Below are 24217 nucleotides of genomic sequence, written 5' to 3'. Positions count from 1 at the left end.
GGCCTACCTCGAAAAGGCAATTGTATGAAACCGGTAATAAATAGAGATCACCTGAGCGAAATCAGAATCGCGGGATATAAATCCATCGCAGAATGCACCCTAAAAATGGGGTGTTTAAATGTGCTGATCGGCGCAAACGGTGCAGGTAAATCCAACTTTATTGGCTTTTTCCGCTTAATTGCGACTCTTTTGGATCTTAGGCTTCAATCCTTGGTGGGCAAAGCTGGCGGCCCGGACGCCATTTTGCATTTTGGTCGCAAAAAAACCGAGCGCTTAGTGGCGGAGTTATATTTTGGCAACAATGGCTACAAGTTTGCCCTGGAGCCAACCAACGATAACCGTTTGATGTTTCAACGTGAGGCGCTCTGGTGGAATATGACAGGTGATGCTGGCGTATGTTCGGGGCATTTTGAGTCAGAAGCTGAGCAGCATAAATCAAACATTAAACAATATGTTTTACCGCCCATGAGAAGGTGGCGCGTATACCATTTCCATGACACCAGCGACTCTGCAAAAGTAAAGCAAATACACCGTATTAACGACAATGATTACTTGCGTGAAGATGGCGCAAACCTCGCAGCGTTTTTGTTTCGTTTGAAAAGTCATCACACCAGTCACTACAAGCGAATTATAAAAACTATCCAGATGGTTGCTCCATTTTTTGGTGATTTTTACTTGCGCCCCACAGTAGATAACGCTGATTACATTCAACTTGAATGGACTGAACGCGAGCAGGATGTGCCGTTTAAAGCAAGTGAGCTGTCAGATGGTACGCTGAGGTTTATTTTGCTAGCGACAGTGCTTTTGCAACCAGAAGAATTTATGCCCAGCTCAATTATTATTGATGAGCCAGAGCTAGGCTTACATCCTTATGCGATTAATGTTCTCGCGAATTTAATTAAAAGCGCCAGTGAGGAACATCAATTAATTATTTCCACTCAGTCGGTCGAGTTAGTAAATGAGTTTGATGCAGAAGATTTAATTGTTGTTGATAAGGTCAATAGCGCCTCTACCTTTAAGCGACTTGATCTTGAAGAATTGAGCGTTTGGCTCAGCGAGTACAGTTTGGGCGATTTATGGAAGAAAAATCTGCTTGGCGGGAGGCCGCAGCGATGATAAGGATTAATGTGTTTGTAGAAGGGCAAACCGAAGAGACATTTGTTCGCGATGTACTTGCACCTTATTTTGTTAATAGCCAAATTTATCTATCTGCAACAATTGCTAGAACCAGCCCTGGCCATAAGGGTGGAATAGTAAGCTATGGAAAAATAAAGTGGCAGCTTGAAAACTTGTGCAACAGCGATCCATCTGCCTACGTTACCACCATGATGGACTACTACAAATTTCCGGAAGATTTCCCTGGCTTAGGTGACATTAAAGACGTTGTAGCCTTGCAGCGAGTGCAAAAGATAGAGCAAGCACTTTCCATCGATATCGGCGCGCGCAATTTTATACCCAATTTAATGTTGCATGAGTTCGAAGCACTATTATTTTGTGCTCCTGAAAAGTTTGGGGATTGGATTGATGAAGATGCGCCAGTACAACAACTGATTCAAATAAAACAACAATTCGATTCACCAGAGCACATTAATAACGATCCCAATACAGCGCCCTCAAAACGTATTTTGCGGTTAATTCCTAAATATAAAAAGCCGTTACATGGACCTTTGATTGCAGGTGACATAGGGTTGGATGAAATACGGGCGCAATGCCCTCACTTTAATCAATGGATAAATAAATTATCTGCGCTATCGCAGCAGAGGTAACTTATGGCTGTCTGGTTAGTCAGAGCCGGCTCTCACGGCGAATATGAACAAAAATTTCTACAGGAAAATCGTATTTATTTAACATGGGATTATTTAAATAGTCCGTTGGATAAATTGCCGGAACGTGATGCTTTAATAAAAATGCTGAGCAGTTTGGATACTGAAGCCAAACCCAGAAAATTGGTGAATCACGCCAGTCAGATTTGGCCGTTTGCGCACGATATGCAGGTCGGGGATCGCATCATATTGCCTTCCAAACTTCAGCCAGTAATTTATATCGGAAAAATCACTTCTAGATATCATCACCAAGCGGATGCCGCTAATCCGTTCTATCACTGGCGCAGTGTGGAATGGTTGCCTGATGCTGTGCCGCGTTCTCATTTTTCGCAGGATTTACTTTATAGCTTTGGTGCATTTCTTACCGTGTGCCGCATTACTCGTAATAACGCTGAAATGCGTTTAGCACAAATGGAAACAAACGGATGGAAAGCGGAATCGGTTAAGGATCTTATTGCCCATACCAACGAATCCAATGAGTTGGACGCGACTGACGAGCAGGTTGATACAGATTTAGAAGAGCTGGGGCGTTCACAAATTGTAAAATTGATTGAGCGTAAGTTTAAGGGGCACCAACTTACTCGATTAGTAACTGCAATATTGCAAGCTCAAGGCTACACCTGTTGGCAAAGTCCTGAAGGCGCCGATGGTGGGGTGGATATTCTCGCGGGCGATGGCCCAATGGGTTTTGGCAATCAACGTATTTGCGTTGAAGTGAAATCCGGTGATGGATTAGTAGATCGTCCAACTGTCGATAAGCTGATGGGCGCTATGACCAAGTTCAACGCAACTCAGGGATTGTTTGTTGCTTGGGGTGGTTACAGGTCCAATGTACAGAAAGAATTGGCATCCAGTTTTTTCCGTGTGCGCTTATGGAGCCAGAAAGAATTGTTGGAGCAGCTATTTCTGGTATACGAAAAGTTGGATGATGAAATTAAAGCGGATTTGCCATTGATGCGTATCTGGACAGTGGCGCAGCCTGAATAATTTTTAAATTCAATCGAGTTGTCTTCATGAAATCGCCCGCCTCTGTAAAAACCCTGGAAGAATTTGGCCGAGTACAATTATCCAAATCTTTTTTCATGCGCGATTTTCTCTATTCCGAAATATCGCAAATCGAAAAAATCCCTAATATTCCCGATGATCCCGATCTGGCAATCGCAGCGGGCAGGGCGCTGTGCGAAAACGTACTAGAGCCTATTCAAGATGCATTGGGGCGGATTGCGATTCGTTCTGCGTTTCGCTCTTGTGCAGTCAATGCAAAAGGTGCAGAGAATAAAAACCAATACAACTGCTCACGCAATGAGGCGAACTATGCCGGGCATATATGGGATATGCGTGATGCAGATGGTTGTATGGGCGCAACAGCTTGTATTGTGGTGACCCGTTTTCTTCCTTATTACGAAGCAACCAAAGACTGGCAGGCGCTGGCGTGGTGGATACATGACAACATCCCCGGCTACTCGCATATGTATTTCTTTCCAAAACTCGCTGCATTCAATATTTCCTGGTATGAGCGGCCTGAAAAGAGGATTGATAGCTACATAGAACCTAAAGGGTGTTTGACCAAGCGAGGTATGGAAAATCATACGGGTGACCACTCGGTAGCTTATCAAGGTTTTATCGATAGTCTCCGTGATTTGGGCAAGCATGATTAAGCAGCTCCTGAAACATAAAATATGCCGACAGTTTTTTACTCCTTTTGCCTACCGGCGAGAGCAAGAAAGAAATATCTACTTGAATACTGTCAGGGTCGAGGTAGGGGAGTTCTTCTCTAAGCTGCCGAGATGTGCTGACAAGGTCACTTTGGTATCGCCGGTTTATTATCGCGAGGGTTTAATACAGGAGCGCCACCGATTTTTGCCTGACTTTATTGAGAATGGCGAAGTGCGGGGGGAGGTTTTAATAAAATCGCCGGAGCTTGCTGACTATCTGGAAGCTCGTAGCCGGGGCCATTACGGTTGGAGTGACTATGAAATTTGGCTTGCTGCCTTTGTTAATTGGCTAAAAAGTGCGGATATGTCCGCTGACTCAGCAACGATAGTTCCTAAATCTCTGCACACCAAGCTAATCGACTCCATCATTCCTGATCTGCTCAAGAAATGCTCTGTAGAAGTGTTTTGCTGGGATTGCCGACAAAATTACTCAAATCTTACTTTTGCCGCTAACCAACCCAGCTTAACAAAGGGGTGGAATTTTTTTGAAGAGACTTGGCGCTGCGCCGAGGGGCATTCAATCTATAAATTTATTGAAGATATGCATGTCATTGGTTGTTTTCCGCGCGCTGATACTGAAAATCTTGATTAGGTACTGAAGCCGTCTCCCTCCTCGTTGGCTTTTGTAGTACCATGCGGGACGTTGTGGGATCGAGATATTCGATCTCTACCCGGAAAAAGTGTTAATTATTTTGAACAGTTTTTTTAGGGCGATTTGCGGAATTTTAAAGTGGATTTCGGTGATCCGGACTGGTACCGAGTGCACGATGAAAACTGGGGGCACAAAGAGGGGCACTTTTTACCTTTGCCAGTTTTGAGGCTAGTAATTTCAAGCGTTCTGGCTGGGTTTTCGAGTGAGGCCCAGGCACCAAATAAAAAAGCGCTCAATAGAGCGCTTTTTTTTCGTCTGTAATTTGATTATTTTAACAATTGTTTTGTGTAGGTGTTTGATGGTTGGCGAATATTCAAATCAATATCTCCAACTGCGCGCGCAACGTTTGGCTTTGTCTACGCGGGAGTTTCTGGCGCGGGGTAAGTCGGTGGTGCGCTGTGAGGCTTGCCAGTTGGCGGTGTTTGCGTGTCTTTGCCCGTGGCGGCCAGAGTTGGCGGCGCGCTCGGAATTTGTCTTGTTGATGCATACCGATGAGGTGTTTAAGCCCACCAATACCGGGCGTTTGATTGCGGATATTTTGCCGCGTCAGACCCATGCTTTTAGTTGGAGCCGCACCCAGCCAGCACCGGAATTATTGGCTCTGTTAAGTGATCCGCAGCGGCGCTGCCTGATTGTGTTTCCGGTGGATGCCAGTGATGCCAACGCCAAGCCGCGCAAGTTGATTGCTGAATTGCCGGACGATGGCAAAATCAATACGTTTGTTGTGTTGGATGGCACCTGGAAGCAGAGCGGGCGGATGTTTCATTTGAGCCGTTGGTTGGAAAATATCCCCTGTGTGATATTGCCGGAAGCGTTGGTGCGTGGTTACGCGGTACGTAAATCCCATCAAGAGCATTATTTATCGACCGCAGAAGCGGCGAGTTTATGTTTGGAAATGGCGGGTGAGCCGCGTATCGCCAATGCGCTGCAGGATTATTTTCAGCTATTTAATGTGCATTACCTGGCGACACGCGGTGCAGTTACACCGGTTGTGGGTGAGCTACATGAGCGTATGCAGGCTTACAAAAAAGCCTGAGATTCGCCTTATTTCCTCTGGCGTATAAGCCAATCGCCGCAGCGTGCTGTAGTTGATTTCCTACATGAATCAGTGAATTTTGCGACTATTCCCAACCCTGCGTTTGCTTGAAAATGGCTTCTAACAAGGAGGTCGTCAGGGAGGGTAGGTTGACCAAGCAGGGTCAAGGGAAGCGCCTAATTCGTATCGCCATTTTCACTCAGCTGTGTCATGCGGATGCAAGGCGATTACAAGGTTCGGGACGGGATGTGTTGAGCTTTGTGCGTTAAAGAAACGGGATCAGTCAATCGCTGATCCCGTTTTTATTTTGGGCAATTATTGTGGGTTGTTGCCGGTCAACTCACTGCCGCTGGCTTTTTGTTTCATAAAACCGCGCACGCGCCCCAGCAAATAACTTTGATGGTCTTGCTCAACTATTTTAGGTTGAGCATCGCTCAGCAGTTGTTGGTAATCGACTAACTTTTTGCGCATGGCTATGGCGCGGTGCAATTCGCGCGCGTCGTGTTGCTCGGCATTGTCTGGTGCAAAAAAGATATCCATTACCGGTAATTGCACCGCACTAAAAATAGCTTCCAGCTCGGTTTTGTTAATTGGCTCTTGTTGCTGCAGATTGGTGATTACCAAGGCTTGCAGGGGGCCATCCACTACGCTGGTATCGCGCCTATTCTCTTTGATTTGTGGCAGCAAGTTTTGCAGGACTTGATGGGCAGAACTGTTGTCTGTTAACACCACTACATTAAATCGCCCTTTCTCTTTGAGAAAGCTGAAGGCCGCATCGACATAGGTTGCGATCAAAACTTCCCGCGCAACACTGGAGGATGCTGCACTTGATGAGCTAGGTGCGCTGCTGGATGTGGCAGCTACCGCTTCTTCTTGAGCGGCATTTTCGTCTGCAGGTGCGGCATCTTCTGCGTTGCCCTCAGTTTCACTGCTTGCGCTAGATGCTGATGCGCTAAATGACGACGAGCTCGGCCGCTCCGGAATTGGGGCTGGATACTTATGCGGCAAGCTAATCGCCAACGTCTCCCAACCATAGCGAGGCAGATTGGCGCGCAGGTTTTCCAGCACGGGCGGCCAGAATTGCGGGTTTTCGGCGGCGTGAAAAAGAATCAGCACACCCAGCGTCTTTTTGGCTTCGGTAGGGCGATAGAGCGCGAGGATTTTTCCGTGTTCTGTGTCCAGCCATTGGGCTTCATCTTTGATCTCATCGGCAAATAAACTTTTGTCGCGCATGGCGCGGGATGGATAAAGTGGCGCTTCGGAGGATTTGTTGCTGGAACTGCTCGCTGCCGATGACTCTGCATTTTCTTCCGGCTCTTGCGCAGTGCTTATCAGTGGCAAGAGGCAAAGTAGCAGCGCGCCGCACAGCAAGCCTGCAGGGGTTTTGATCGATCTTGTTGGCCATAAGCCGACTGCTAGCATGGTTCAGTCCTGGGGTGGGTTTTGGTGGCAAACCTTATCACGTAGAATGCGCGCTGCCATTTATCCATATCGGGACATTTATGCAGAACTTTAAGCGAGATTACCAAATAGCGCCCTCAATTCTCTCGGCTGACTTTGCGCGCTTGGGCGCAGAAGTGGATGCAGTGCTCGCCGCGGGTGCCGATATCATCCATTTTGATGTGATGGACAACCATTACGTCCCCAACCTGACCGTCGGCCCTATGGTCTGCAAAGCCCTGCGCAAATACGGTGTGACGGCGCCAATTGATGTGCACCTGATGGTCGAACCAGTAGATGATTTGATAGTGCAATTTGCTGACGCTGGCGCTACCTACATTACCTTTCACCCGGAAGCCTCACGCCATGTAGATCGCTCCCTGCAGCTGATTAAAGATAAGGGCTGCAAAGCTGGATTGGTGCTCACACCCGCCAGCTCCCTCGACCATATCAAATACGTGATGGGCAAGTTGGATATGTTGCTGTTGATGTCGGTCAACCCGGGTTTTGGCGGTCAGGCATTTATCCCTTACGTACTCGACAAGTTACGTGAAGCGCGCGCCCTGATCGATGCCAGCGGCTTTCCGATTCGCTTGGAAGTTGATGGTGGTGTTGGCTTGGCGAATATCCGCGAAGTAGCAGAGGCGGGGGCAGATACCTTTGTCGCGGGCTCGGCGATTTTTAATGCGCCGGATTATGCAGCGGTTATCGCCCAAATGCGCGAGCAGTTAGCACTGGTTTAATCTGCTGTGAATTTGCAGGTATTGGTAGTGGTTTGAGGGTAGGCATCGGCAATTTATTTAAGTACACTTACTCTCACTTAAACAGGAATCATCCTCGTGAAACACGCAGCCTACACAACAGAGTGCGCTACCCGCCTTGCCGCCCGATGGCGTCGCTAGTTCATCCCGCTTGGTCAAAATCCGTCGCGATTTTGCGCTGAGCCTGCCTTTCCCTGTTTGCGCATCGGAATTGGTTAGTGGTTTTGCCATTAATTCTTTTCCATTAATTGTGCTGCGCAAATACAATACTGAAAAAGATAAAAGCTTGCCCCCTATCAGGTGAGCGTAAAGGTAATGCCATGACTTCCGACCCGTTTATCGATCAAACCAAGTTTGCCCAATTAGCCGCGCAAGGTTACAACCGTATTCCTGTTATGCGCGAAGTGCTGGCTGATTTGGATACACCGCTGTCCTCTTATCTCAAACTGGCGGCTGGCCCATACTCCTATTTATTTGAATCCGTACAAGGCGGCGAAAAATGGGGGCGTTACTCCATGATCGGCCTGCCTGCACGTACTGTATTAAAAGCATTTGGCGATGAAATACAAATCGAGCGCGATGGCACGGTGGTGGAAACCCATAGCTGCGCCGATGCCCTAGGCTTTGTAGAAGAGTTCAAGCAGCGTTATCGCGCACCTGAATTGCCTGGCTTGCCGCGTTTTACTGGCGGGTTGGTTGGCTACTTTGGTTATGACTGTGTGCGTTATGTCGAGCCACATTTAAAAGCCAGCACACCAAAAGATGTAATCGGTACGCCGGATATTTTGCTCAGCGTTTCTGATGAAGTGCTGGTGTTTGACAACCTCGCCGGTAAATTGATTTTTGTGATTCATGCGAATCCAGACGTTGAAAATGCATTTGCCAAAGCGAATGCTCGATTGGATGAACTGGAGCAAAAACTGCGCGGCGAAATTCCGGCAACGCCGAGTTTATCGCTAGGCAATAACGGTCACAACGAACCGCTGTTTACCTCCAACTGCGGCGAAGAAAGCTTTCATCAGTATGTCGATAAAATCAAAGATTACATTCTGGCGGGCGATACCATGCAAGTGGTTGTCTCCCAGCGTTTATCGATTGATTTTACTCAGGAGCCAATCAATCTTTATCGCGCCCTGCGCAATTTAAATCCATCGCCCTACATGTATTTTATGGATCTCGGCGATCACCATGTGGTCGGTTCCAGCCCGGAAATTCTCGCGCGTCTGGAAGATGGTGAAGTGACGGTGCGCCCAATCGCCGGAACTCGCCGTCGCGGTTATACACCGGAAGAAGATAAAGCGCTGGAAATTGAATTGGTTAATGACCCGAAAGAAATTGCCGAGCATTTAATGCTGATTGATTTGGGGCGCAATGATGTTGGCCGCGTGGCAAAAATCGGCAGTGTGAAACTGACCGATAAAATGGTGGTAGAGCGTTACTCCCATGTAATGCACATTACCTCCAACGTCACCGGTAAATTAAAAGATGACTTGCGCGCGATGGATGTATTGCGTGCAGCCCTGCCTGCCGGAACCTTAAGTGGTGCACCGAAAATCCGCGCGATGGAAATTATCGATGAGTTGGAGCCGGAAAAACGCGGTATCTATGGTGGTGCAGTAGGTTATATCGCCTGGAATGGCAATATGGATACTGCGATTGCGATTCGCACCGCAGTGATTAAAAACGGCAAACTTTATGTGCAGGCGGGTGCCGGTGTTGTTGCAGACTCTATTCCCGCGCTGGAGTGGAAAGAAACCATGAATAAAGCGCGCGCGATTTTTAAAGCCGTTGATATGGTGGGAGCTGCAGCAGTAAAAGGGGATGCAAAATGATTTTAATGATCGACAACTACGATTCGTTTACCTATAACCTGGTGCAATATTTTGGTGAGCTGGGTGCAGACATCAAAGTGGTGCGCAATGATGAAATCACCATCGAAGAAATTGCCGCACTTGCACCAGAAAAAATTGTGATTTCCCCTGGCCCTTGTACGCCGACGGAAGCTGGCGTATCGGTCGATACGATCAAAACCTTCGCCGGAAAAATTCCGTTGCTTGGTGTTTGCCTCGGTCACCAAAGCATTGGTCAGGCGTTGGGTGGCAAGGTAATTCGCGCACCCTTTGTGATGCACGGAAAAACCTCGCCGGTGTATCACAACAACAACGGTGTATTTGCCGGATTAAACAATCCATTTCAGGCTACGCGTTATCACTCATTGGTCATTGAAAAAGAATCACTACCCGACTGCTTGGAAATAACGGCTTGGACGCAAAATGAAGATGGCAGCATGGCGGAAATCATGGGGGTAAAACATAAAACCCTCGCGCTGGAAGGCGTGCAGTTTCACCCGGAGTCTATCTTGACGGAACACGGCCACGATATGTTGCGCAATTTTTTAACCGCGTACTGATTCATCAAAGGTAATGGCAATGGATATCAAACAAGCATTAACAAAATTGGTAGCACGTATCGACCTGACCACAGAAGAGATGATTGCGGTAATGCGTGTGGTGATGACAGGAGGTGCAACACCCGCGCAGATCGGTGGCTTTTTAGTGGCGTTGCGCATGAAAGGCGAAACGCTGGATGAGATCAGTGGCGCCGCAATGGTGATGCGCGAGTTGGCTACGCCGGTTGAGTTAGATGTTCCCTTTTTAGTGGACACCTGCGGTACGGGTGGCGATGGAGCCAACTTATTTAATATTTCTACGGCGAGTGCATTTGTTGTCGCCGCTGCCGGTGGGCGTGTTGCCAAACATGGCAATCGCTCTGTCTCCAGTTCAACTGGTAGTGCTGATGTGCTGGAGGCGGCAGGTATTAAATTGGATATCACCGCTGAACAAGTTGCCCGCTGTGTGCGTGAAATCGGTGTGGGTTTTATGTTTGCGCCAGCGCATCACGCGGCGATGCGCCACGCGATTGGCCCACGCAAAGAATTAGGCATGCGCACCATTTTTAATATGCTTGGCCCTATGACCAATCCCGCAAAAGTTAAACGCCAAGTGATAGGTGTGTTCAATGGCGATTTGTGTAAACCAATGGCCGAAGTGCTGGCGCGTTTGGGCAGTGAGCATGTCATGGTGGTTCATGCCAAAGATGGTTTGGATGAAATCAGCTTGTCGAGTGAAACCCAAATTGCTGAATTAAAAGATGGCGAAATTCGAGAGTACACAATCAAGCCGGAAGATTTTGGTATGCAATCCAAAAGTCTGATCGGTTTAAGTGTGAGCAATGCTGAGGATTCTCTTTTGCTGATTCGCGATGCGTTAGGAAATCGCCGTGGGCAATACGCCGAAAAAGCAGCTGATATTATCGCGCTTAACGCCGGCGCCGCAATTTACGTGAGCGGTGTTGCCAGCACCTTGTCCGATGGTGTTGAAATGGCGCGCGATGCTATCGGCAGCAGTCTTGCGGGCGAAAAAATCCGCGAGCTGGCAGCCTTCACCCAATATTTGCAATAATTTTTGTAAACCGTTTTTGGAATTGATTCATGTCTGATACACCAACAGTATTGCGTAAAATTATTGCGCGTAAATGGGAAGAAATTGCCGAGCGTAAAACACAGGTTTCGCTGGAGGAATTAAAACAACGCGCTGCAGCACAAGCACCGGCGCGCGGTTTTGTTGCGGCGATTGAACACAAAATCGCACAAGGCAAATCGGGTGTGATCGCTGAAATCAAAAAGGCATCACCGAGTAAGGGCGTGATTCGCGAACACTTTGTGCCAGCTGAATTGGCGCGCTCTTATGAGCAGGGCGGTGCAGCCTGTCTGTCGATCTTAACCGATGTGGATTTTTTCCTGGGCGCCGATGAATATCTACAGCAGGCGCGTGCCGCCGTGAATTTGCCGGTGATCCGCAAGGATTTTCTGGTCGACGAATACCAAATTTACGAAGCGCGGGCGATGGGCGCCGATTGTGTATTACTGATCGTTGCTGCACTCACTGCTGAAAAATTAGTGGAGCTTAATACACTGGCGCAGGCTATTGGTTTGGATGTATTGGTAGAAGTGCACGACGAAGCTGAGTTGGATATAGCCTTGACCTTACCGAATAAATTAATCGGTATTAATAACCGCAACTTGCACACCTTTGAAGTAACCTTGGAAACCACCTATAAATTGCTGGATAAAATCGGCAGCGACCGCATTGTGGTCACTGAAAGCGGAATTCTCGCGCCCGCCGATGTGCAGGCAATGCGCAGTAAACATGTTAATGCGTTTTTGGTGGGCGAAGCGTTTATGCGCGCCGATGAACCTGGCGTTGCGCTTGCTGAGTTTTTCGCGCAGTAACTCTGGCGAAACTATTCAGTTTTATATTGAGCAGAAAAAACAAAGCCCGCGTAAAGCGGGCTTTGTTTTTTGCGCTAACGAAATCTATTAGCGGGTGCCGTACACTACCATGGTTTTGCCTTTTACCATCACCAAGCCTTGTTCTTCCAAAGTCTTGAGTACGCGGCCAACCATTTCGCGGGAGCAGCCAACAATTCGGCCGATTTCCTGGCGAGTGATTTTAATCTGCATTCCATCTGGGTGCGTCATGGCATCTGGTTCTTTGCAGAGTTCAAGTAAAGTACGTGCGACGCGGCCTGTCACATCAAGGAAGGCCAAGTCGCCAACCTTGCGTGTGGTGGCGCGCAAGCGACGCGCCATTTGGCTGCCGAGTGCAAACAAAAATTCAGGGTGCGATTCAGAGATCTCCTGAAATTTTGCATAACTGATTTCGGCAACTTCACATTCAGATTTTGCGCGCACCCAAGCGCTGCGTGAATCTTTCTCGTCAAACAAACCCATTTCACCAAAGAAGTCGCCATCATTTAAATAGGCAACAATCATTTCATGACCTTCATCGTCTTCAATCAAGACGGTAACCGAGCCTTTAACTATGTAATACAGAGAATCGCTTTTGTCGCCCGCATAAATAATGGTGCTTTTGGCTGGATAACGGCGGCGATGACAGTGTATTAAAAATTCTTCCACATTCTTAATGTGCGGTGTGAGTGAGACAGCGACCAAGGTGTGGCTCCCTATTGATCAGTAGTAATGGTTGATGAATTTTTATATGACTAATTCAGCTATGAAATTTATTATGACGACAAGGTCATCGCACTGCTATAGATATGCCATGACACACTGAAATTTTGTGATGCAGTTATAAGCCTAGACAATTCAATTGTCTATCAAAAGTGATTATTCAGGGATTAATTGTTGTTTTTCGCGACATTTTCGGTTTTTTGGCCTGCTGTGTTACCCTAGGCGACTTTTTATTGGCGCAATTTTTACAGCGGGTACGATTATGCAAGCAGTAGTGAAATGGGTGGATGGTGCGCAATTTCTAGGTGAGTCGGGCAGCGGCCATGCAGTATTGATGGATGGCCCACCAGATCATGGCGGTCGCAATACCGGTGTGCGCCCAATGGAAATGCTGTTGCTTGGCTTGGGTGGCTGTTCCTCATTTGATGTGATGAGCATTTTGACTAAAGCGCGCCAGCAGGTGACGGATTGCCGCTGTGAACTGGAAGCCGAGCGCGCGGAAGGCGTACCTTCGCCATTTACCAAAATCCATATGAAATTTTTGGTTACCGGTAAGGAATTAAAGGAAGCGCAGGTAAAACGTGCAGTGGAATTATCGGCGACCAAATATTGTTCAGCATCGATTATGTTGGAAGCCGGTGGAGTAGAGATCACTCACTCCTATGAAATTCGTGAAGCCTAGAATTTGTCTAGGTACCATATAAAAATACCCGCGAGTTGCGGGTATTTTTTTGCGCTGATACTCCAGGTTTAAATGCGATAGCTGGTGGTGGTCATCACTTTGGAGACCAGTGTCATCAGGCCTTTTACTGGTGTGGGAAAATTGTAACCGCCTGCACTCAATGCCATATCCGCATGGCGCGCTTCATCTTCCAGCATCTGTTCTACCACGGCGCGACTGCGCGTATCACCTTCAGGCAGTCGTGTTAGATGATCTTGCAGATGCTTGCAGACCTGATCTTCGGTTGCCGCAACAAAGCCCAAACTGACCTTGTCACTTACCAAACCAGCGCCAGCGCCAATTGCAAATGAAAGCCCGTACCATACCGGGTTCAAATAACTGGTGTGGCTACCCAGGGCATCAATACGCTCCTGACACCAGACCAAATGATCAACTTCCTCTTCGGCGGCTTTTTCCATCTCGGCACGGACAATCGGTAATTTGGCAGTTAAAGCCTGACCTTGGTAAAGCGCTTGCGCGCATACTTCTCCGGTGTGATTAACCCGCATCAATGCGGCAGCTTGTTGGCGTTCGGCATCGCTGAGGTCTGCTTCATTTAGTGGGCGGGCGGGCGATGGGCGCTCGCTGGTCATATCGCTACCGGCTGCCAGCGTGCGCAAGGCGCGGTCGGCATTGATGATAAATGTGTCGATCAGGCTTAAGTGTCTGTTGGGCATAGAGGTTTCCCCTTGGGCGATAGGCTATTTAAACAGAAATCTGGCAGCCGCTTAACCCTATTTTACTTGTATGCAAACAAAACCCTATTTATAGTCATAAAAACAATAACCATTTGTTGCAAGTCTGCCGGGGAAATTCCTTATGTTTTTGGTTCGATATGTACTGTTGATAGTTGTCGGCAGCGGTTCTGCTCTGTGTTTTTCCCAGCAAGCGGCGCCAATAACTCCAATGCCGGTTTATCAGGATTTGTCGCGCAGTTTTGAAGTGCGCGCAGCGGATTTGGTTGCGCGCATGACACTGGAAGAAAAAGTCAGCCAAATGCTCAATGATGCCCCCGCGATTCCGCGCTTGGATATTCCCAAATACGAATGGTGGAATGAAGCCCTGCATGGTGTGGCGCGCGCGGGCGATGCAACTGTATTCCCCCAGGCGATTGGATTGGCTGCAACCTTTGACCCTGAATTGGTGGGTCGTGTCGCGCGAGTGATCAGTGACGAAGGCCGTGCAAAACATCACGAGTTTGTGAGACGCGATCAGCGGCTGCGCTATCAAGGGCTGACGTTTTGGTCTCCCAACATCAATATTTTTCGCGATCCGCGCTGGGGGCGCGGTCAGGAAACCTATGGTGAAGATCCTTTTCTCACCAGTCGGATGGGAGTTGAATTTGTAAAAGGCTTGCAGGGCGATTACGCCGGTGCACCCACCCATAAATATCGCAAAACCGATGCAACCGCTAAACATTTTGCAGTGCATAGCGGCCCGGAGGCAGATCGCCACTATTTTGATGTGCATCCCAGTGAGCGCGATTTGTATGAGACCTATTTGCCCGCTTTTAAAGCTTTGGTGCAAGAGGCTAATGTCGCGTCGGTGATGGGAGCTTACAATCGCGTCAACGGTGAGTCGGCATCGGCGAGCCAGCGTTTATTGATCGATGTGTTGCGCAAAGATTGGGGCTTTAAGGGATACGTGGTGTCTGACTGCGATTCGATTGAAGATATTTTTTTGCATCACAAGATTGTAAAAACCGCAGAAGAGGCTGCCGCGCTCGGTGTTAAACAAGGCACTGAATTAAATTGTGGCAAAACTTATCAGGCATTAGTAAACGCAGTAAACCAAGGTTTGATTACCGAGGCAGAGCTGGATGATTCGCTGCGTCGATTATTCCTGACTCGTTTCCGGCTGGGTATGTTTGATCCTGACGGCGATGTGCCCTGGGCGCAAATACCCTACGGGATCAATCAATCCGCTGAGCACGATCAGCTCGCGCGCAAAGCCGCACAGTCATCAATCGTATTATTAAAAAATAATGGCATTTTGCCGCTTAAAAAATCGTTGAAAAATATTGCCGTCATTGGACCCACGGCGGATGAAGTGATGTCGCTGCTGGGCAATTATTACGGTACTCCCGCGGCGCCCGTTACAATTTTGCAAGGTATACGCGCGGCTGTTTCACCTGACACGCAGGTACGTTATGCACGCGGTGTGGATTTGGTGGAGGGCAGGGAAGATCCGCGCGCAGCGCCCGTCATCGAGCCAAGCTATTTGCGCCCCTCATCCAACTCCACTGAGCAGGGTTTGCGCGGCGAATATTTTAATAATGCCGAACTCTCCGGATCACCCTTATTGACGCGGATTGATTCGCGCATCGCCTTTCGTTGGGATCGCGGCGCACCCACTGATTCGCTGGTCGCGCGCGGTGAAATTGCTGCGGGCGCCGGTTTGCCCAGCGATAGTTACAGTGTGCGCTGGTCGGGGCAGCTCTTGCCGCCGGTATCGGGAAACTATGAATTAAATGTCAGTGCTAATGACGGTGTGCGCTTAAAAATCAATGGCAAAACCCTGATCGACTCGTGGGAGTTGGCCGAGCGATTGCGTAGCCACAGTGCGTCGGTAGAATTGGAGGCCGGCAAAGCCTATGACATCACGCTCGAATATTTTGAAGATATCCGCGATGCCGAAATTCGTTTGGGCTGGCGTTTACCTAATGCTCAGGCACCGTTTGATGAAGCCTTGGCAATTGCGCAAGATGCAGAGGTGATTATTTTTGTCGGTGGTTTAACGGGCGATGTTGAAGGCGAAGAAATGAAAGTGAATTATCCCGGTTTTGCCGGTGGTGATCGCACCGATATTCGCTTGCCTGCAATCCAGCAAAAATTGTTGGAAGCCCTGCACAAAACCGGTAAACCCGTTGTCATGGTGCTGACTGGCGGCGCCGCTATGGCGATTGATTGGGCTGATAAAAATCTGCCAGCTATTGTGATGGGGTGGTATCCCGGTCAGCGCGGCGGCAATGCGATGGCCGATGTATTGTTCGGCGATGTAAATCCCGCAGGTCGTTTGCCGGTGACGTTTTATAAGGCCGATGAAAAATTGCCCGCATTTGATGATTACTCCATGCGCAACCGCACCTATCGCTATTTTACCGGTGAAGCGCTTTATCCCTTTGGTTATGGTTTGTCCTACACGCGCTTTAACTATTCCAAGTTGGTCGTGAATCAAAAAGCCTTCACTCCAGCGCAAACCATCAAGGTGCGCATGCAGCTAAAAAATATCGGTAAGTATGCAGGCGACGAGGTGGTGCAGATGTATATCAAACCCGTTGAACCTTTGCGTTCACGTGCACTAAAAGAGTTGCGTGCAGTGCAGCGTGTGCATTTGCAAAAAGGCGAGCAGCGAGAAATCAGTTTTACCCTTATCCCTAATAAGGACGTGTTAATTTACGATGAGCAGAAAAAGGCCTATGCCGTAGATCCTGGTCGTTATGAAATCCAGATCGGTGCATCCAGCAATGATATTCGTTTGCGCCAGGTAATTGATATCCGCGAGCCTTAAGCGATAGAAAACAGGCTCTACAAAAAACTATTGCAAGGATGCAATCCGCACTTCATGCTTGCTTCGCCACTATAATTATTCGTCCGGCTGAAAGGAGACACGCGTGCAAGATGTTAACGAAATAAAACTGCTGTTGGATTCCCGCATCCCTCTGTTGGTGATAGAAACCTTCGAAGAAAAAAAAGCACTGGATGTACTGCTCAAAGTTGCCAATAAACAAGGTAAGGATTTGCACTGTTGGTCGATAACCGAAGGCCTTACACGCTTGAATTTTGGCCCGCAATTAGTGCCCAAAGGCAGCGAGCTAAATGATCCTGAAGAAATGCTGCGTCACATTAAGCAGCAACAGCAGCCGGCGATGTTTGCACTCTGCGATCTCCATCCCTTCCTTACCGATCAACCGCAGGTTGTGCGTTTGTTAAAAGATATTGCGCTCAATCATTTCGCGGTGCCGCACACGCTGGTTCTGCTCAGCTATCAATTGCGCTTACCCCTAGAACTGACACGCTACAGCGCCTCTTATTCACTCACTTTGCCCGATGACGATAAGATTATGGAAATTATTCGCGAGGAGGCAAAAGATTGGTCAGATCGTCACGGCAATGCGCGGGTTAAAACCGATAATCTCACTTTGAAAAAAGTGGTCAATAATTTACAAGGCATGAGTGTAAGCGATGTGCATCGTTTGGTGCGCTCGGCGATTTGGAATGATGGTGCGCTCAATGAAGATGATTTGCCTCGCATCAACAAAGCTAAATTTGCGCTGCTGGATATGGAAGGTGTTATCAGCTTTGAGCAGCAGACAGAAGATTTTTCCAATGTGGGTGGTTTGCACAATTTAAAACGCTGGCTGTTAACACGTCGCGATGCATTTAACAATGACGATTCCAAACTGGATCGCCCCAAAGGCATATTATTGTTGGGGGTGCAGGGCGGTGGTAAAAGCCTTGCGGCCAAAGCGGTGGCCGGTTTGTGGGGGTTGCCGCTGATGCGAATGGATGTGGGCGCGCTCTATAATAAATTCCACGGCGAAACTGAGCGCAATTTGCGTGAGGCATTAAAGCTAGCTGATGCTATGTCGCCCTGTGTGTTGTGGCTCGATGAAATTGAAAAAGGTATGGCGCAAGATGGCAACGACAACGGCGTCTCACAGCGTTTGCTCGGCACCTTATTAACCTGGATGGCAGAGCGCCGCACACGGGTATTTATTGTCGCCACCAGTAATGATATTGCGCGTCTGCCGCCGGAATTGATCCGTAAAGGCCGCTTGGATGAAATCTTTTTTGTCGATTTGCCTGAATCAGCGGTGCGCAAAGATATTTTTTCCATCCATCTGCGCAAACGCAACTGTGTTGTGGGCGATTTTAATCTTGAACAACTGGCTGCAGCGACCGAAGGGTTTTCCGGTTCGGAAATTGAGCAGGCGATAATCGCTGCGCTCTATTCAGCTGGCGCAGAGGGCAAAGTGCTTGCGACAGATATTTTATTGAATGAAATTGCAGCAACCAGCCCGCTCTCAGTCGTTATGTCCGAACAAATTGCGAGCTTGCGTTTGTGGGCGCAAGATCGGACTATTCCGGCGTAATCTTAATAATTTCTGGTATGTAAATGATTGATACTAAGGATAATGGCGCAATGATTTGTGATGGTTGGCTGCAATGGGCGACACATTGCCCATCGCCCAATTTTAATTTGCGCCCGGATGATGGCGAGATCAGCTTGCTAATTATCCACAATATCAGCTTGCCGCCCGGTGACTTTGGCGGTGGTTATGTGCAGGATTTTTTCCAAAATAAACTGGAAGCAAGCTTGCACCCCTATTTTGAAACTATCGCTGAACTCAAGGTTTCTGCCCACTTATTCATCGAACGTGACGGTAACGTCACACAATTTGTCCCGTTTGATGCGCGCGCCTGGCATGCGGGCAGCTCCAGTTTCGGCGGGGTTGCCGACTGCAATAATTACAGTATCGGCATTGAATTGGAGGGCGCAGATGATATTCCTTACAGCGATGCGCAATACGCTGCGCTGGAGAAAGTTTCTCGCCAGTTACTGCTGACTTATCCTAAACTAACACCTGAGCGTATTGCCGGTCACTCAGATGTGGCGCCCGGGCGTAAAACTGACCCCGGTCCCGCCTTTGATTGGTCGCGTTACCGCGCTTCTCTCGGCTAATGTTTCGGCTAATGCCATTTTCTCTATTGACTGAAGAGTGATTAAACAAAATGATTTTTCTCAGTTTGGTTGTTGTACTCGCTATCGTCTATTGGCTCGGTTCGGCCAGTGTTCTGCAATATGATGGCTGGTTCAAATGGCTTATCAATCGCCTGCAAAAAATTCCTGGTCTCTCTGCTTCAGCAATACCGCCGCTGTTATTAGCGCTATTAATCCCGCTAGTGGTTTTGGTGTTTATATTTTTGTTAATTGATCAATTGGCCGGTAAGCAGTGGTTGTTTTTTCTTTATGTACCTGTGCTGCTCTATAGCTTGGGGCGCGGCAATATTCTGGCCGATGCGCAGGAATATATTGCACTGGCTACGCGCGGCGACAATGTGGCGGCAGTGCAATTGCTCGATCGTTTGCGCGCCGGGCACTCGTTTGATGCAGCTGATGTTGACTCTGCCGATTGGCGCAGCCTGCATACTGAGGCGTTAAAAGTGTTTGCTTATCGCGGATTTGAGCGCACGTTTGCGGTGCTCTTCTGGTTTTTTATCGCTGGGCCTTTTGGTGCCTTGTTGTACCGCCTAAGTGTGTTGTACCGCGATTTTTCAGCAGCGGGCAGCGATGCATATGCCACCGCCAGTAAGTGGTTGTGGCTGTTAGAGTTGCCGTCAGTGCGTTTGATGGGTATTACCTGGGCGCTGGTAGGGAATTTTGAAACTTGCCCACTGCGTAAAAACTTATTAGATACCCAAAGCTCATCCGACTATGTGCTAAACGAATGTTTGCGCGGTGCATTAGGTGCGCCAACAGACTGTTCGCAAGCAGCCATGGCACAAATGGAGCCAGTTGCAAAAGCCGAAGCGGAAGAGGAAATGGAAGAGGAAACTCAAGATATTATCGAGGATCTGACGGGTGATGTAATCACTACTCACACTGAGCCTGCCTATTCATTTGCTTTGGTAAAATCGAGCTTGCCGCTGTATTCTCGCTCTTTATTGTTCTGGATCTGTGCGATTGCATTCGCAACGCTGATTGTTTAATTACTGCCGATTTAATCGGAGTTTATAGTGTTTGAAAGAGGTTAGTTATGCCATCGTTTGATGTGGTTTCAGAGGTTGATAAACACGCGCTTACCAATGCAGTTGATCAGGCGGGGAAAGTTATCGTCAGCCGTTATGATTTCAAAGGTGTAGATGCCAAGTTTGAGCGTAAAGAGTATGAAATTACCATTACGGCCGATAATGAATATCAACTCGACGCGATGTTGGATTCGTTAAGAAGCGCGATGCACAAAAACGGTATAGGTGTTTCTTGTTTGGATGTTAAGCCCGTTAAAACGGCGGGTAAACAAGTCAAGCGGGATATTCTGGTGCGCACCGGTGTGGAAACTGAGCTGGCGAAAAAAATCGTACGCATGGTGAAAGATGCCAAACTAAAAGTTCAGGCATCTATTCAGGGCGATCAAGTACGGATTACCGGTAAGAAGCGCGATGATTTGCAAGAGGCAATTGCCATGTTGCGTACCGCCGAAGGAATCGATTTGCCATTGCAGTTTGAAAACTTTAGGGACTAATGATTTTTAATCTTCTATCTTTTTTGCTATTTGAGTAACTTATTGTTATCGCGCAAAAAGCCGCTGGATATCATTATCCAGCGGCTTTTTTCATTGTGCTGTATTTGAGTGTTGTGTGCTGCCTTGAATGCGGCTCCAAATCCACATTAACAATAGCAAAGTGGGTACAACAGAAATGGTGCTCAGAATAAAAAACGTGGAATAACTAGAGGCTTCCACTATGTAGCCAGACAAGCCGCCTATAAATTTCCCGGGCAAATGTGCGAGTGAAACAAGCAGTGCATATTGAGTTGCGGTGAAATTGCGATTGGTGAGGCTGGACATAAACGCGACCAGTACTACTCCGGCAAAACCTTGCGATAAATTATCGGCGCTGATGGTTGCAAAAAATGCCCATTGTTCCGAGGGGTGGATCGCCATTAATAAATAAACCAGGTTAGAAATTGCAACGGCAATTGCGGCAATTACCAGCATAGGCTTGATATTAAACGCCGCCACACACACACCGCCTAAAAACGCGCCCGCAATGCCAATCCATACTCCGTAGACTTTGGATACAGTTGCAATATCGGCTTTGGTAAAGCCGGAATCCAAATAAAATGGCCCTGCTAATACTCCGATCATTTGATCTGGTAGTTTAAATAGTCCAACAAAGGCCAACAAGGCAAGTGCGAGCAATACACCATTGCGCGAAAAAAACTCCTGAAAAGGTTTTATAAAGGCATCGCGCAAATGAATTTCGCGCACAATTAATTTTTGTGCGGCAGGCTCTTTGGATAACAGCCCTGCCACAAATGGCAATAAAATACATGCTGCCATGATTAAATAGGCAGTGGTCCAGCCTGTTAACTCTGCTAAATACAGTGCGATTGCGCCCGATATAATCAGCCCAAAGCGATAACCCAAAATATAGGTCGCCGCCAGTGCGGCTTGCGCTTCAACGGGTGCAACCTCAATGCGGTAGGCATCCACCACTATATCTTGCGTGGCTCCCGCAAATGCCGCTAGCCCAGCTAACAACACAAATAACCACAATGATTCCGGGCCGATTACGGCCATGCCTGCAAGTGCGGTAATGAGCAGCAATTGTGACAGCGCCAACCAACCTTTTCGGCGACCTAAAAACGGTAGTGGATAGCGATCAATTAGCGGCGCCCACGAAAATTTCAGTACGTAAAAAAAGCTGGCGTAACTGATTAGGCCAATCACACTTAAGGCAACGCCTGTGTCGCGCAACCAGGTGGAGAGCGTAACGCCAACCAATAAAAAAGGCAGGCCAGAACCAAAACCCAAAAACAACATCGTGAGTGCAGAAGGAGTAGCAAACGCGCGTTTGATACCGCGCCAGCCTTTAAAATTATTATTGTCGGTTGAGCTGGGTGTAGATGAGTTCATAAAAACCGTATGGGTGTTAGTTGGGTGTGAGCGTAGTGTAACCGTAAATACGCAGATTAATTTTGTTGTTGGTAAAAGTTACGCCTTCAGCCTCCAGCCGTTTTTTTTGTTCCTGATAAGCACTGGAATTTTCTGGTAACGAAATTTTTCCCTGCGCGTTAATGACTCTGTGCCAAGGCAAATCAGTTTGCTCGGGTAGCCCGCACAACACAGTGCCGGCCAAACGTGCTGCACCGGGCAACCCTGCCAGTGCGGCGAGCTGGCCATAGGTAATTACTTTTCCCGCCGGGATAGACATTAACGCCAGATAAAATGCTTCGCGGTTAGCGGTAGTGTTGTTCATAAGGGTTAACTTACTTGAAACGATGGATTGTATGTTGTTTGCGCGATTTGCGTGCGCAGCCATCATTATCGACGCTGGATTTACGTCACTAAACTCAAGGTAACTTAAATTAACATTATTAACACTTTTGGCGTTGCAGCGCTGGGCTGTGCTCACTTTAATGGCTATTAGGCTTCTGATAAACCATTCCTGCTCATATTTCCGCTAAAAAGGTTAGTTGTGAAAAAAATCCTATCGCTGTGTTGTTTGCTGTTGTTATGGCTCAGTGCAACTGCTGTGGCTGGCGTTGTGGAGTTGTTAAATGGCGATCGTCTGGAGGGGGAGCTGGTTAGTATCGATGACGACTATTTACTCTGGCGCTCCAAAAATTTTGGCGAGCAAAATATCAAGAAGACGAATATTAAAAACATTCAGACGGATGTTGCGCTGAAAATCAATGGTAATAATGTGCCTTGCAAGTTGGAGCCAATGGATGCTGAATATTTGCGCTATCGCTGCGCTGAATCTGATCGTGTAAAACGCGCTTCACTGCTGCGTATCAAAACCCTTATGCCCTATGAGGATTTTAAAAAGGGCGCCTATGTGCACCACGGGCGTCTCAACTTGTGGGGCGCCTATTCGCGCGGTAATGAGGTGCGCGATGAGTGGAATGCACAGGGTGAAATCACGGTGCGGCGCAATGATTTTCGCCATGTGGCGGGCGGTGAATTTGCGCGCGCTTCGTGGAATTTTTCTGCGCCACAGGAGCGCTGGAATCTACATTATTCGCTCGATTGGTTTTTGGGGGAGCATTGGTTTTGGTACAACAGCCTGTTAGCGGGCGCAGATCCCCAACGCGGTATGCGCTCCTATGAGCGCCTTGGCTCGGGAGCGGGATATCAATTTTTTGAAAACAAAACCATGACTTTATCGCTTAAAACCGGTTTGGCGTTACACGATGAGTCATACCAGCTGCCGGATGGATTGGTGGGCGATTATGCGCTGGAAGATGACTTTGTCGCGCTGGGAGCGGCGCTGGATTTTCGCTATAACCTACCTTGGGGAGTAGGCTTTTTTCACAACAATGAAATGCTGCAATCAACTGAGGACGAGCCGAATGTGCAGCTGAAAACATCGACTGGACTGAGTTCGATGATCCTGAAGCGTATTTATTCTGAATTCAAAGTTGATTATTGGCTGGATAAAGACCCGCAGCCGACACGCCAGAGCAAAGATACACGTATGTCGCTGGGCATAAGTTACAAGTGGTAAACTGCCTACTTCACTATTTTGGATGCCGATAATGCGCCTGCCGATTCTCCCGCTGTTGTTATTACCTTTCCTTGAACTCTGGTTGATGATTGTAATCGGCGGCGAAACAGGGGCACTGGCGGTTATTGTCTGGCTGGTGGCGATGATTTTTCTCGGTATCAACTTGCTACGCTATTTGGGTGCGTCGAGCATGTTGCGTGCGGCACAAAATGTTCGTAGCGGCGGCGAGTTGCCCGCGCAAGCGCTGGCAGATGGGCTGTTTAAAGCGGTGGGCGCGGTGTTGTTAATCATTCCGGGTTTTATCAGTGATGCACTGGCATTGCTGTGTTTTATCCCACTGGTACGCCGCTTAATGCTTAAGCGTTGGCTGGCAACGATGGCGGTTAATAGCCAGGCCTTTCACTCCTTTAGCGCTGGTGGATTTACCCGCTCAACCGGCAATGTTTATGAGCATCAAGGGGCGGCTAATGTTGAACCTGAATCAGATGGGAAAGGCATACTTATTGACCAGAAGCCCGAATCTACCTCGTCTACTGAGCGTAAAAACGACTAAATAGTCGCGCAAAGAAGAATTTTCATCATCCTTCCGTTGAAATCCCCAAACCTAACCCCAGATAGGTGTCACCGCATTTAGGTTGCCGTATTACAGGGAGCACCTGAGCTCATTCCTGTAAAGCGGCCGCTTTAATGGCAGCCTTGAAAATTGTCAGCTTGAATTTTTTTAGCTTGAAACTTTTTTGGTTGTCCCTATATGTCACACGCGGAGCCCGTACTCTTGCTATCACACCGCTGTGGGTAAGAG

At 48.1% G+C, this 24217-nt stretch carries 24 protein-coding genes; 19 read left to right on the top strand and 5 right to left on the bottom strand.

Annotated features, from left to right (window positions below):
• The first annotated feature begins 24 nt into the window (after nucleotides 1–24).
• The 6 genes from AC2CG4_RS18630 to AC2CG4_RS18605 all read left to right on the top strand — a co-directional run bounded on the left by AC2CG4_RS18630 (nucleotide 25) and on the right by AC2CG4_RS18605 (nucleotide 5226).
• The gene (locus AC2CG4_RS18630) at nucleotides 25–1116 is read left to right on the top strand and encodes an AAA family ATPase (protein WP_484487698.1); all 1092 of its coding nucleotides are present in this window, start codon (nucleotides 25–27) and stop codon (nucleotides 1114–1116) included.
• A complete protein-coding gene (locus tag AC2CG4_RS18625) occupies nucleotides 1077–1766 on the top strand; it encodes a DUF4276 family protein (RefSeq protein WP_484487697.1) in 690 nt (229 codons plus the stop codon). Before AC2CG4_RS18630 ends, AC2CG4_RS18625 begins: the two co-directional genes overlap by 40 nt.
• Nucleotides 1767–1769: 3 nt before the next feature.
• A complete protein-coding gene (locus AC2CG4_RS18620; RefSeq protein WP_484487696.1) occupies nucleotides 1770–2810 on the top strand; it encodes a restriction endonuclease in 1041 nt (346 codons plus the stop codon).
• A 26-nt stretch (nucleotides 2811–2836) separates the two neighbouring features.
• A complete protein-coding gene (locus AC2CG4_RS18615; RefSeq protein ID WP_484487695.1) occupies nucleotides 2837–3481 on the top strand; it encodes a hypothetical protein in 645 nt (214 codons plus the stop codon).
• Nucleotides 3474–4130 (top strand): hypothetical protein, encoded by a 657-nt coding sequence (locus tag AC2CG4_RS18610; RefSeq protein ID WP_484487694.1) that lies wholly within the window; start codon nucleotides 3474–3476, stop codon nucleotides 4128–4130. Before AC2CG4_RS18615 ends, AC2CG4_RS18610 begins: the two co-directional genes overlap by 8 nt.
• A 358-nt stretch (nucleotides 4131–4488) precedes the next feature.
• Nucleotides 4489–5226 carry a tRNA-uridine aminocarboxypropyltransferase gene (locus AC2CG4_RS18605; protein WP_484487693.1) on the top strand — a complete coding sequence of 246 codons (738 nt, stop codon included), beginning with the start codon at nucleotides 4489–4491 and terminating at the stop codon, nucleotides 5224–5226.
• Between the two features lie 315 nt (nucleotides 5227–5541).
• On the opposite strand, the gene AC2CG4_RS18600 is transcribed toward AC2CG4_RS18605, so the two are convergent.
• A complete protein-coding gene (locus tag AC2CG4_RS18600) occupies nucleotides 5542–6648 on the bottom strand; it encodes a DUF3530 family protein (RefSeq protein ID WP_484487692.1) in 1107 nt (368 codons plus the stop codon).
• Nucleotides 6649–6728: 80 nt separating this feature from the next.
• Here AC2CG4_RS18600 and rpe point away from each other — a divergent pair, with 80 nt between their 5' ends.
• From rpe to trpC, 5 genes are all read left to right on the top strand, one after another.
• Nucleotides 6729–7409 carry a ribulose-phosphate 3-epimerase gene (gene rpe, locus AC2CG4_RS18595; protein WP_062066865.1) on the top strand — a complete coding sequence of 227 codons (681 nt, stop codon included), beginning with the start codon at nucleotides 6729–6731 and terminating at the stop codon, nucleotides 7407–7409.
• A 338-nt stretch (nucleotides 7410–7747) separates the two neighbouring features.
• Entirely contained in the window at nucleotides 7748–9259 is a 1512-nt protein-coding gene (gene trpE, locus AC2CG4_RS18590; RefSeq protein WP_484487691.1) for an anthranilate synthase component I, read from the top strand.
• On the top strand, nucleotides 9256–9837 hold the full coding sequence (locus tag AC2CG4_RS18585; RefSeq protein ID WP_484487690.1) for an anthranilate synthase component II: 582 nt from the start codon (nucleotides 9256–9258) through the stop codon (nucleotides 9835–9837). The genes trpE and AC2CG4_RS18585 overlap by 4 nt, the downstream gene beginning before the upstream one ends.
• 19 nt (nucleotides 9838–9856) lie before the next feature.
• The gene (gene trpD / locus AC2CG4_RS18580; protein ID WP_484487689.1) at nucleotides 9857–10888 is read left to right on the top strand and encodes an anthranilate phosphoribosyltransferase; all 1032 of its coding nucleotides are present in this window, start codon (nucleotides 9857–9859) and stop codon (nucleotides 10886–10888) included.
• 29 nt (nucleotides 10889–10917) lie between these two features.
• On the top strand, nucleotides 10918–11718 hold the full coding sequence (gene trpC, locus AC2CG4_RS18575) for an indole-3-glycerol phosphate synthase TrpC (protein ID WP_484487688.1): 801 nt from the start codon (nucleotides 10918–10920) through the stop codon (nucleotides 11716–11718).
• Nucleotides 11719–11805: 87 nt separating this feature from the next.
• Here trpC and crp read toward each other — a convergent pair whose 3' ends face one another.
• Nucleotides 11806–12441 carry a cAMP-activated global transcriptional regulator CRP gene (crp, locus tag AC2CG4_RS18570; RefSeq protein WP_394982205.1) on the bottom strand — a complete coding sequence of 212 codons (636 nt, stop codon included), beginning with the start codon at nucleotides 12439–12441 and terminating at the stop codon, nucleotides 11806–11808.
• A 280-nt stretch (nucleotides 12442–12721) separates the two neighbouring features.
• On the opposite strand from crp, the gene AC2CG4_RS18565 reads away from it, so the two are divergent.
• The gene (locus AC2CG4_RS18565) at nucleotides 12722–13141 is read left to right on the top strand and encodes an OsmC family protein (RefSeq protein ID WP_062066237.1); all 420 of its coding nucleotides are present in this window, start codon (nucleotides 12722–12724) and stop codon (nucleotides 13139–13141) included.
• Nucleotides 13142–13209: 68 nt separating this feature from the next.
• On the opposite strand, the gene coq7 is transcribed toward AC2CG4_RS18565, so the two are convergent.
• Nucleotides 13210–13857 carry a 2-polyprenyl-3-methyl-6-methoxy-1,4-benzoquinone monooxygenase gene (gene coq7, locus AC2CG4_RS18560; RefSeq protein WP_484487687.1) on the bottom strand — a complete coding sequence of 216 codons (648 nt, stop codon included), beginning with the start codon at nucleotides 13855–13857 and terminating at the stop codon, nucleotides 13210–13212.
• A gap of 142 nt (nucleotides 13858–13999) precedes the next feature.
• Between coq7 and AC2CG4_RS18555 the strand changes: the two genes are divergently transcribed.
• The 5 genes from AC2CG4_RS18555 (at nucleotide 14000) to AC2CG4_RS18535 (ending at nucleotide 20426) form a co-directional block, all read left to right on the top strand.
• A complete protein-coding gene (locus AC2CG4_RS18555; protein WP_484487686.1) occupies nucleotides 14000–16690 on the top strand; it encodes a glycoside hydrolase family 3 protein in 2691 nt (896 codons plus the stop codon).
• A gap of 103 nt (nucleotides 16691–16793) precedes the next feature.
• On the top strand, nucleotides 16794–18275 hold the full coding sequence (locus AC2CG4_RS18550; RefSeq protein WP_484487685.1) for an AAA family ATPase: 1482 nt from the start codon (nucleotides 16794–16796) through the stop codon (nucleotides 18273–18275).
• Nucleotides 18276–18298: 23 nt separating this feature from the next.
• Complete coding sequence (ampD, locus tag AC2CG4_RS18545) at nucleotides 18299–18865, top strand: 1,6-anhydro-N-acetylmuramyl-L-alanine amidase AmpD (RefSeq protein WP_484487684.1); 567 nt, start codon at nucleotides 18299–18301, stop codon at nucleotides 18863–18865.
• Between the two features lie 50 nt (nucleotides 18866–18915).
• On the top strand, nucleotides 18916–19893 hold the full coding sequence (gene ampE, locus AC2CG4_RS18540; protein ID WP_484487683.1) for a regulatory signaling modulator protein AmpE: 978 nt from the start codon (nucleotides 18916–18918) through the stop codon (nucleotides 19891–19893).
• A gap of 47 nt (nucleotides 19894–19940) precedes the next feature.
• The gene (locus AC2CG4_RS18535; RefSeq protein ID WP_062066224.1) at nucleotides 19941–20426 is read left to right on the top strand and encodes a YajQ family cyclic di-GMP-binding protein; all 486 of its coding nucleotides are present in this window, start codon (nucleotides 19941–19943) and stop codon (nucleotides 20424–20426) included.
• Between the two features lie 90 nt (nucleotides 20427–20516).
• Here the strand turns inward: AC2CG4_RS18535 and AC2CG4_RS18530 are convergent, their stop codons facing one another.
• Together AC2CG4_RS18530 and AC2CG4_RS18525 are read right to left on the bottom strand one after the other, a co-directional pair.
• Nucleotides 20517–21821: an AmpG family muropeptide MFS transporter gene (locus AC2CG4_RS18530; protein ID WP_484487682.1), complete on the bottom strand. Its 1305-nt coding sequence runs from the start codon at nucleotides 21819–21821 to the stop codon at nucleotides 20517–20519.
• A gap of 16 nt (nucleotides 21822–21837) precedes the next feature.
• Nucleotides 21838–22164 (bottom strand): MGMT family protein, encoded by a 327-nt coding sequence (locus tag AC2CG4_RS18525; RefSeq protein ID WP_484487681.1) that lies wholly within the window; start codon nucleotides 22162–22164, stop codon nucleotides 21838–21840.
• Nucleotides 22165–22383: 219 nt separating this feature from the next.
• On the opposite strand from AC2CG4_RS18525, the gene AC2CG4_RS18520 reads away from it, so the two are divergent.
• Together AC2CG4_RS18520 and AC2CG4_RS18515 are read left to right on the top strand one after the other, a co-directional pair.
• Nucleotides 22384–23415, top strand: a complete 1032-nt coding sequence (locus AC2CG4_RS18520) for a DUF481 domain-containing protein (protein ID WP_062066218.1) — start codon at nucleotides 22384–22386, stop codon at nucleotides 23413–23415.
• 31 nt (nucleotides 23416–23446) lie between these two features.
• Nucleotides 23447–23968: an FxsA family protein gene (locus AC2CG4_RS18515; RefSeq protein ID WP_484487680.1), complete on the top strand. Its 522-nt coding sequence runs from the start codon at nucleotides 23447–23449 to the stop codon at nucleotides 23966–23968.
• Nucleotides 23969–24217: the final 249 nt, after the last annotated feature.

Source organism: Cellvibrio sp. ATLC23, from assembly GCF_057196725.1.
The sequence above is the reverse complement of the archived record's forward strand: the minus strand, read 5'-3'. Positions and strand labels throughout refer to the sequence as shown.

Coding starts and splice junctions, on each gene's coding strand:
- AC2CG4_RS18515 (WP_484487680.1), top strand. CDS start 23,447: ATGCGCCTGCCGATTCTCCCGCTGTTGTTATTACCTTTCCTTGAACTC.
- AC2CG4_RS18625 (WP_484487697.1), top strand. CDS start 1,077: ATGGAAGAAAAATCTGCTTGGCGGGAGGCCGCAGCGATGATAAGGATT.
- AC2CG4_RS18605 (WP_484487693.1), top strand. CDS start 4,489: ATGGTTGGCGAATATTCAAATCAATATCTCCAACTGCGCGCGCAACGT.
- AC2CG4_RS18630 (WP_484487698.1), top strand. CDS start 25: ATGAAACCGGTAATAAATAGAGATCACCTGAGCGAAATCAGAATCGCG.
- rpe (WP_062066865.1), top strand. CDS start 6,729: ATGCAGAACTTTAAGCGAGATTACCAAATAGCGCCCTCAATTCTCTCG.
- AC2CG4_RS18525 (WP_484487681.1), bottom strand. CDS start 22,164: ATGAACAACACTACCGCTAACCGCGAAGCATTTTATCTGGCGTTAATG.
- trpE (WP_484487691.1), top strand. CDS start 7,748: ATGACTTCCGACCCGTTTATCGATCAAACCAAGTTTGCCCAATTAGCC.
- AC2CG4_RS18620 (WP_484487696.1), top strand. CDS start 1,770: ATGGCTGTCTGGTTAGTCAGAGCCGGCTCTCACGGCGAATATGAACAA.
- trpC (WP_484487688.1), top strand. CDS start 10,918: ATGTCTGATACACCAACAGTATTGCGTAAAATTATTGCGCGTAAATGG.
- AC2CG4_RS18585 (WP_484487690.1), top strand. CDS start 9,256: ATGATTTTAATGATCGACAACTACGATTCGTTTACCTATAACCTGGTG.
- AC2CG4_RS18600 (WP_484487692.1), bottom strand. CDS start 6,648: ATGCTAGCAGTCGGCTTATGGCCAACAAGATCGATCAAAACCCCTGCA.
- ampE (WP_484487683.1), top strand. CDS start 18,916: ATGATTTTTCTCAGTTTGGTTGTTGTACTCGCTATCGTCTATTGGCTC.
- AC2CG4_RS18615 (WP_484487695.1), top strand. CDS start 2,837: ATGAAATCGCCCGCCTCTGTAAAAACCCTGGAAGAATTTGGCCGAGTA.
- AC2CG4_RS18535 (WP_062066224.1), top strand. CDS start 19,941: ATGCCATCGTTTGATGTGGTTTCAGAGGTTGATAAACACGCGCTTACC.
- AC2CG4_RS18565 (WP_062066237.1), top strand. CDS start 12,722: ATGCAAGCAGTAGTGAAATGGGTGGATGGTGCGCAATTTCTAGGTGAG.
- ampD (WP_484487684.1), top strand. CDS start 18,299: ATGATTGATACTAAGGATAATGGCGCAATGATTTGTGATGGTTGGCTG.
- AC2CG4_RS18530 (WP_484487682.1), bottom strand. CDS start 21,821: ATGAACTCATCTACACCCAGCTCAACCGACAATAATAATTTTAAAGGC.
- coq7 (WP_484487687.1), bottom strand. CDS start 13,857: ATGCCCAACAGACACTTAAGCCTGATCGACACATTTATCATCAATGCC.
- trpD (WP_484487689.1), top strand. CDS start 9,857: ATGGATATCAAACAAGCATTAACAAAATTGGTAGCACGTATCGACCTG.
- AC2CG4_RS18555 (WP_484487686.1), top strand. CDS start 14,000: ATGTTTTTGGTTCGATATGTACTGTTGATAGTTGTCGGCAGCGGTTCT.
- AC2CG4_RS18610 (WP_484487694.1), top strand. CDS start 3,474: ATGATTAAGCAGCTCCTGAAACATAAAATATGCCGACAGTTTTTTACT.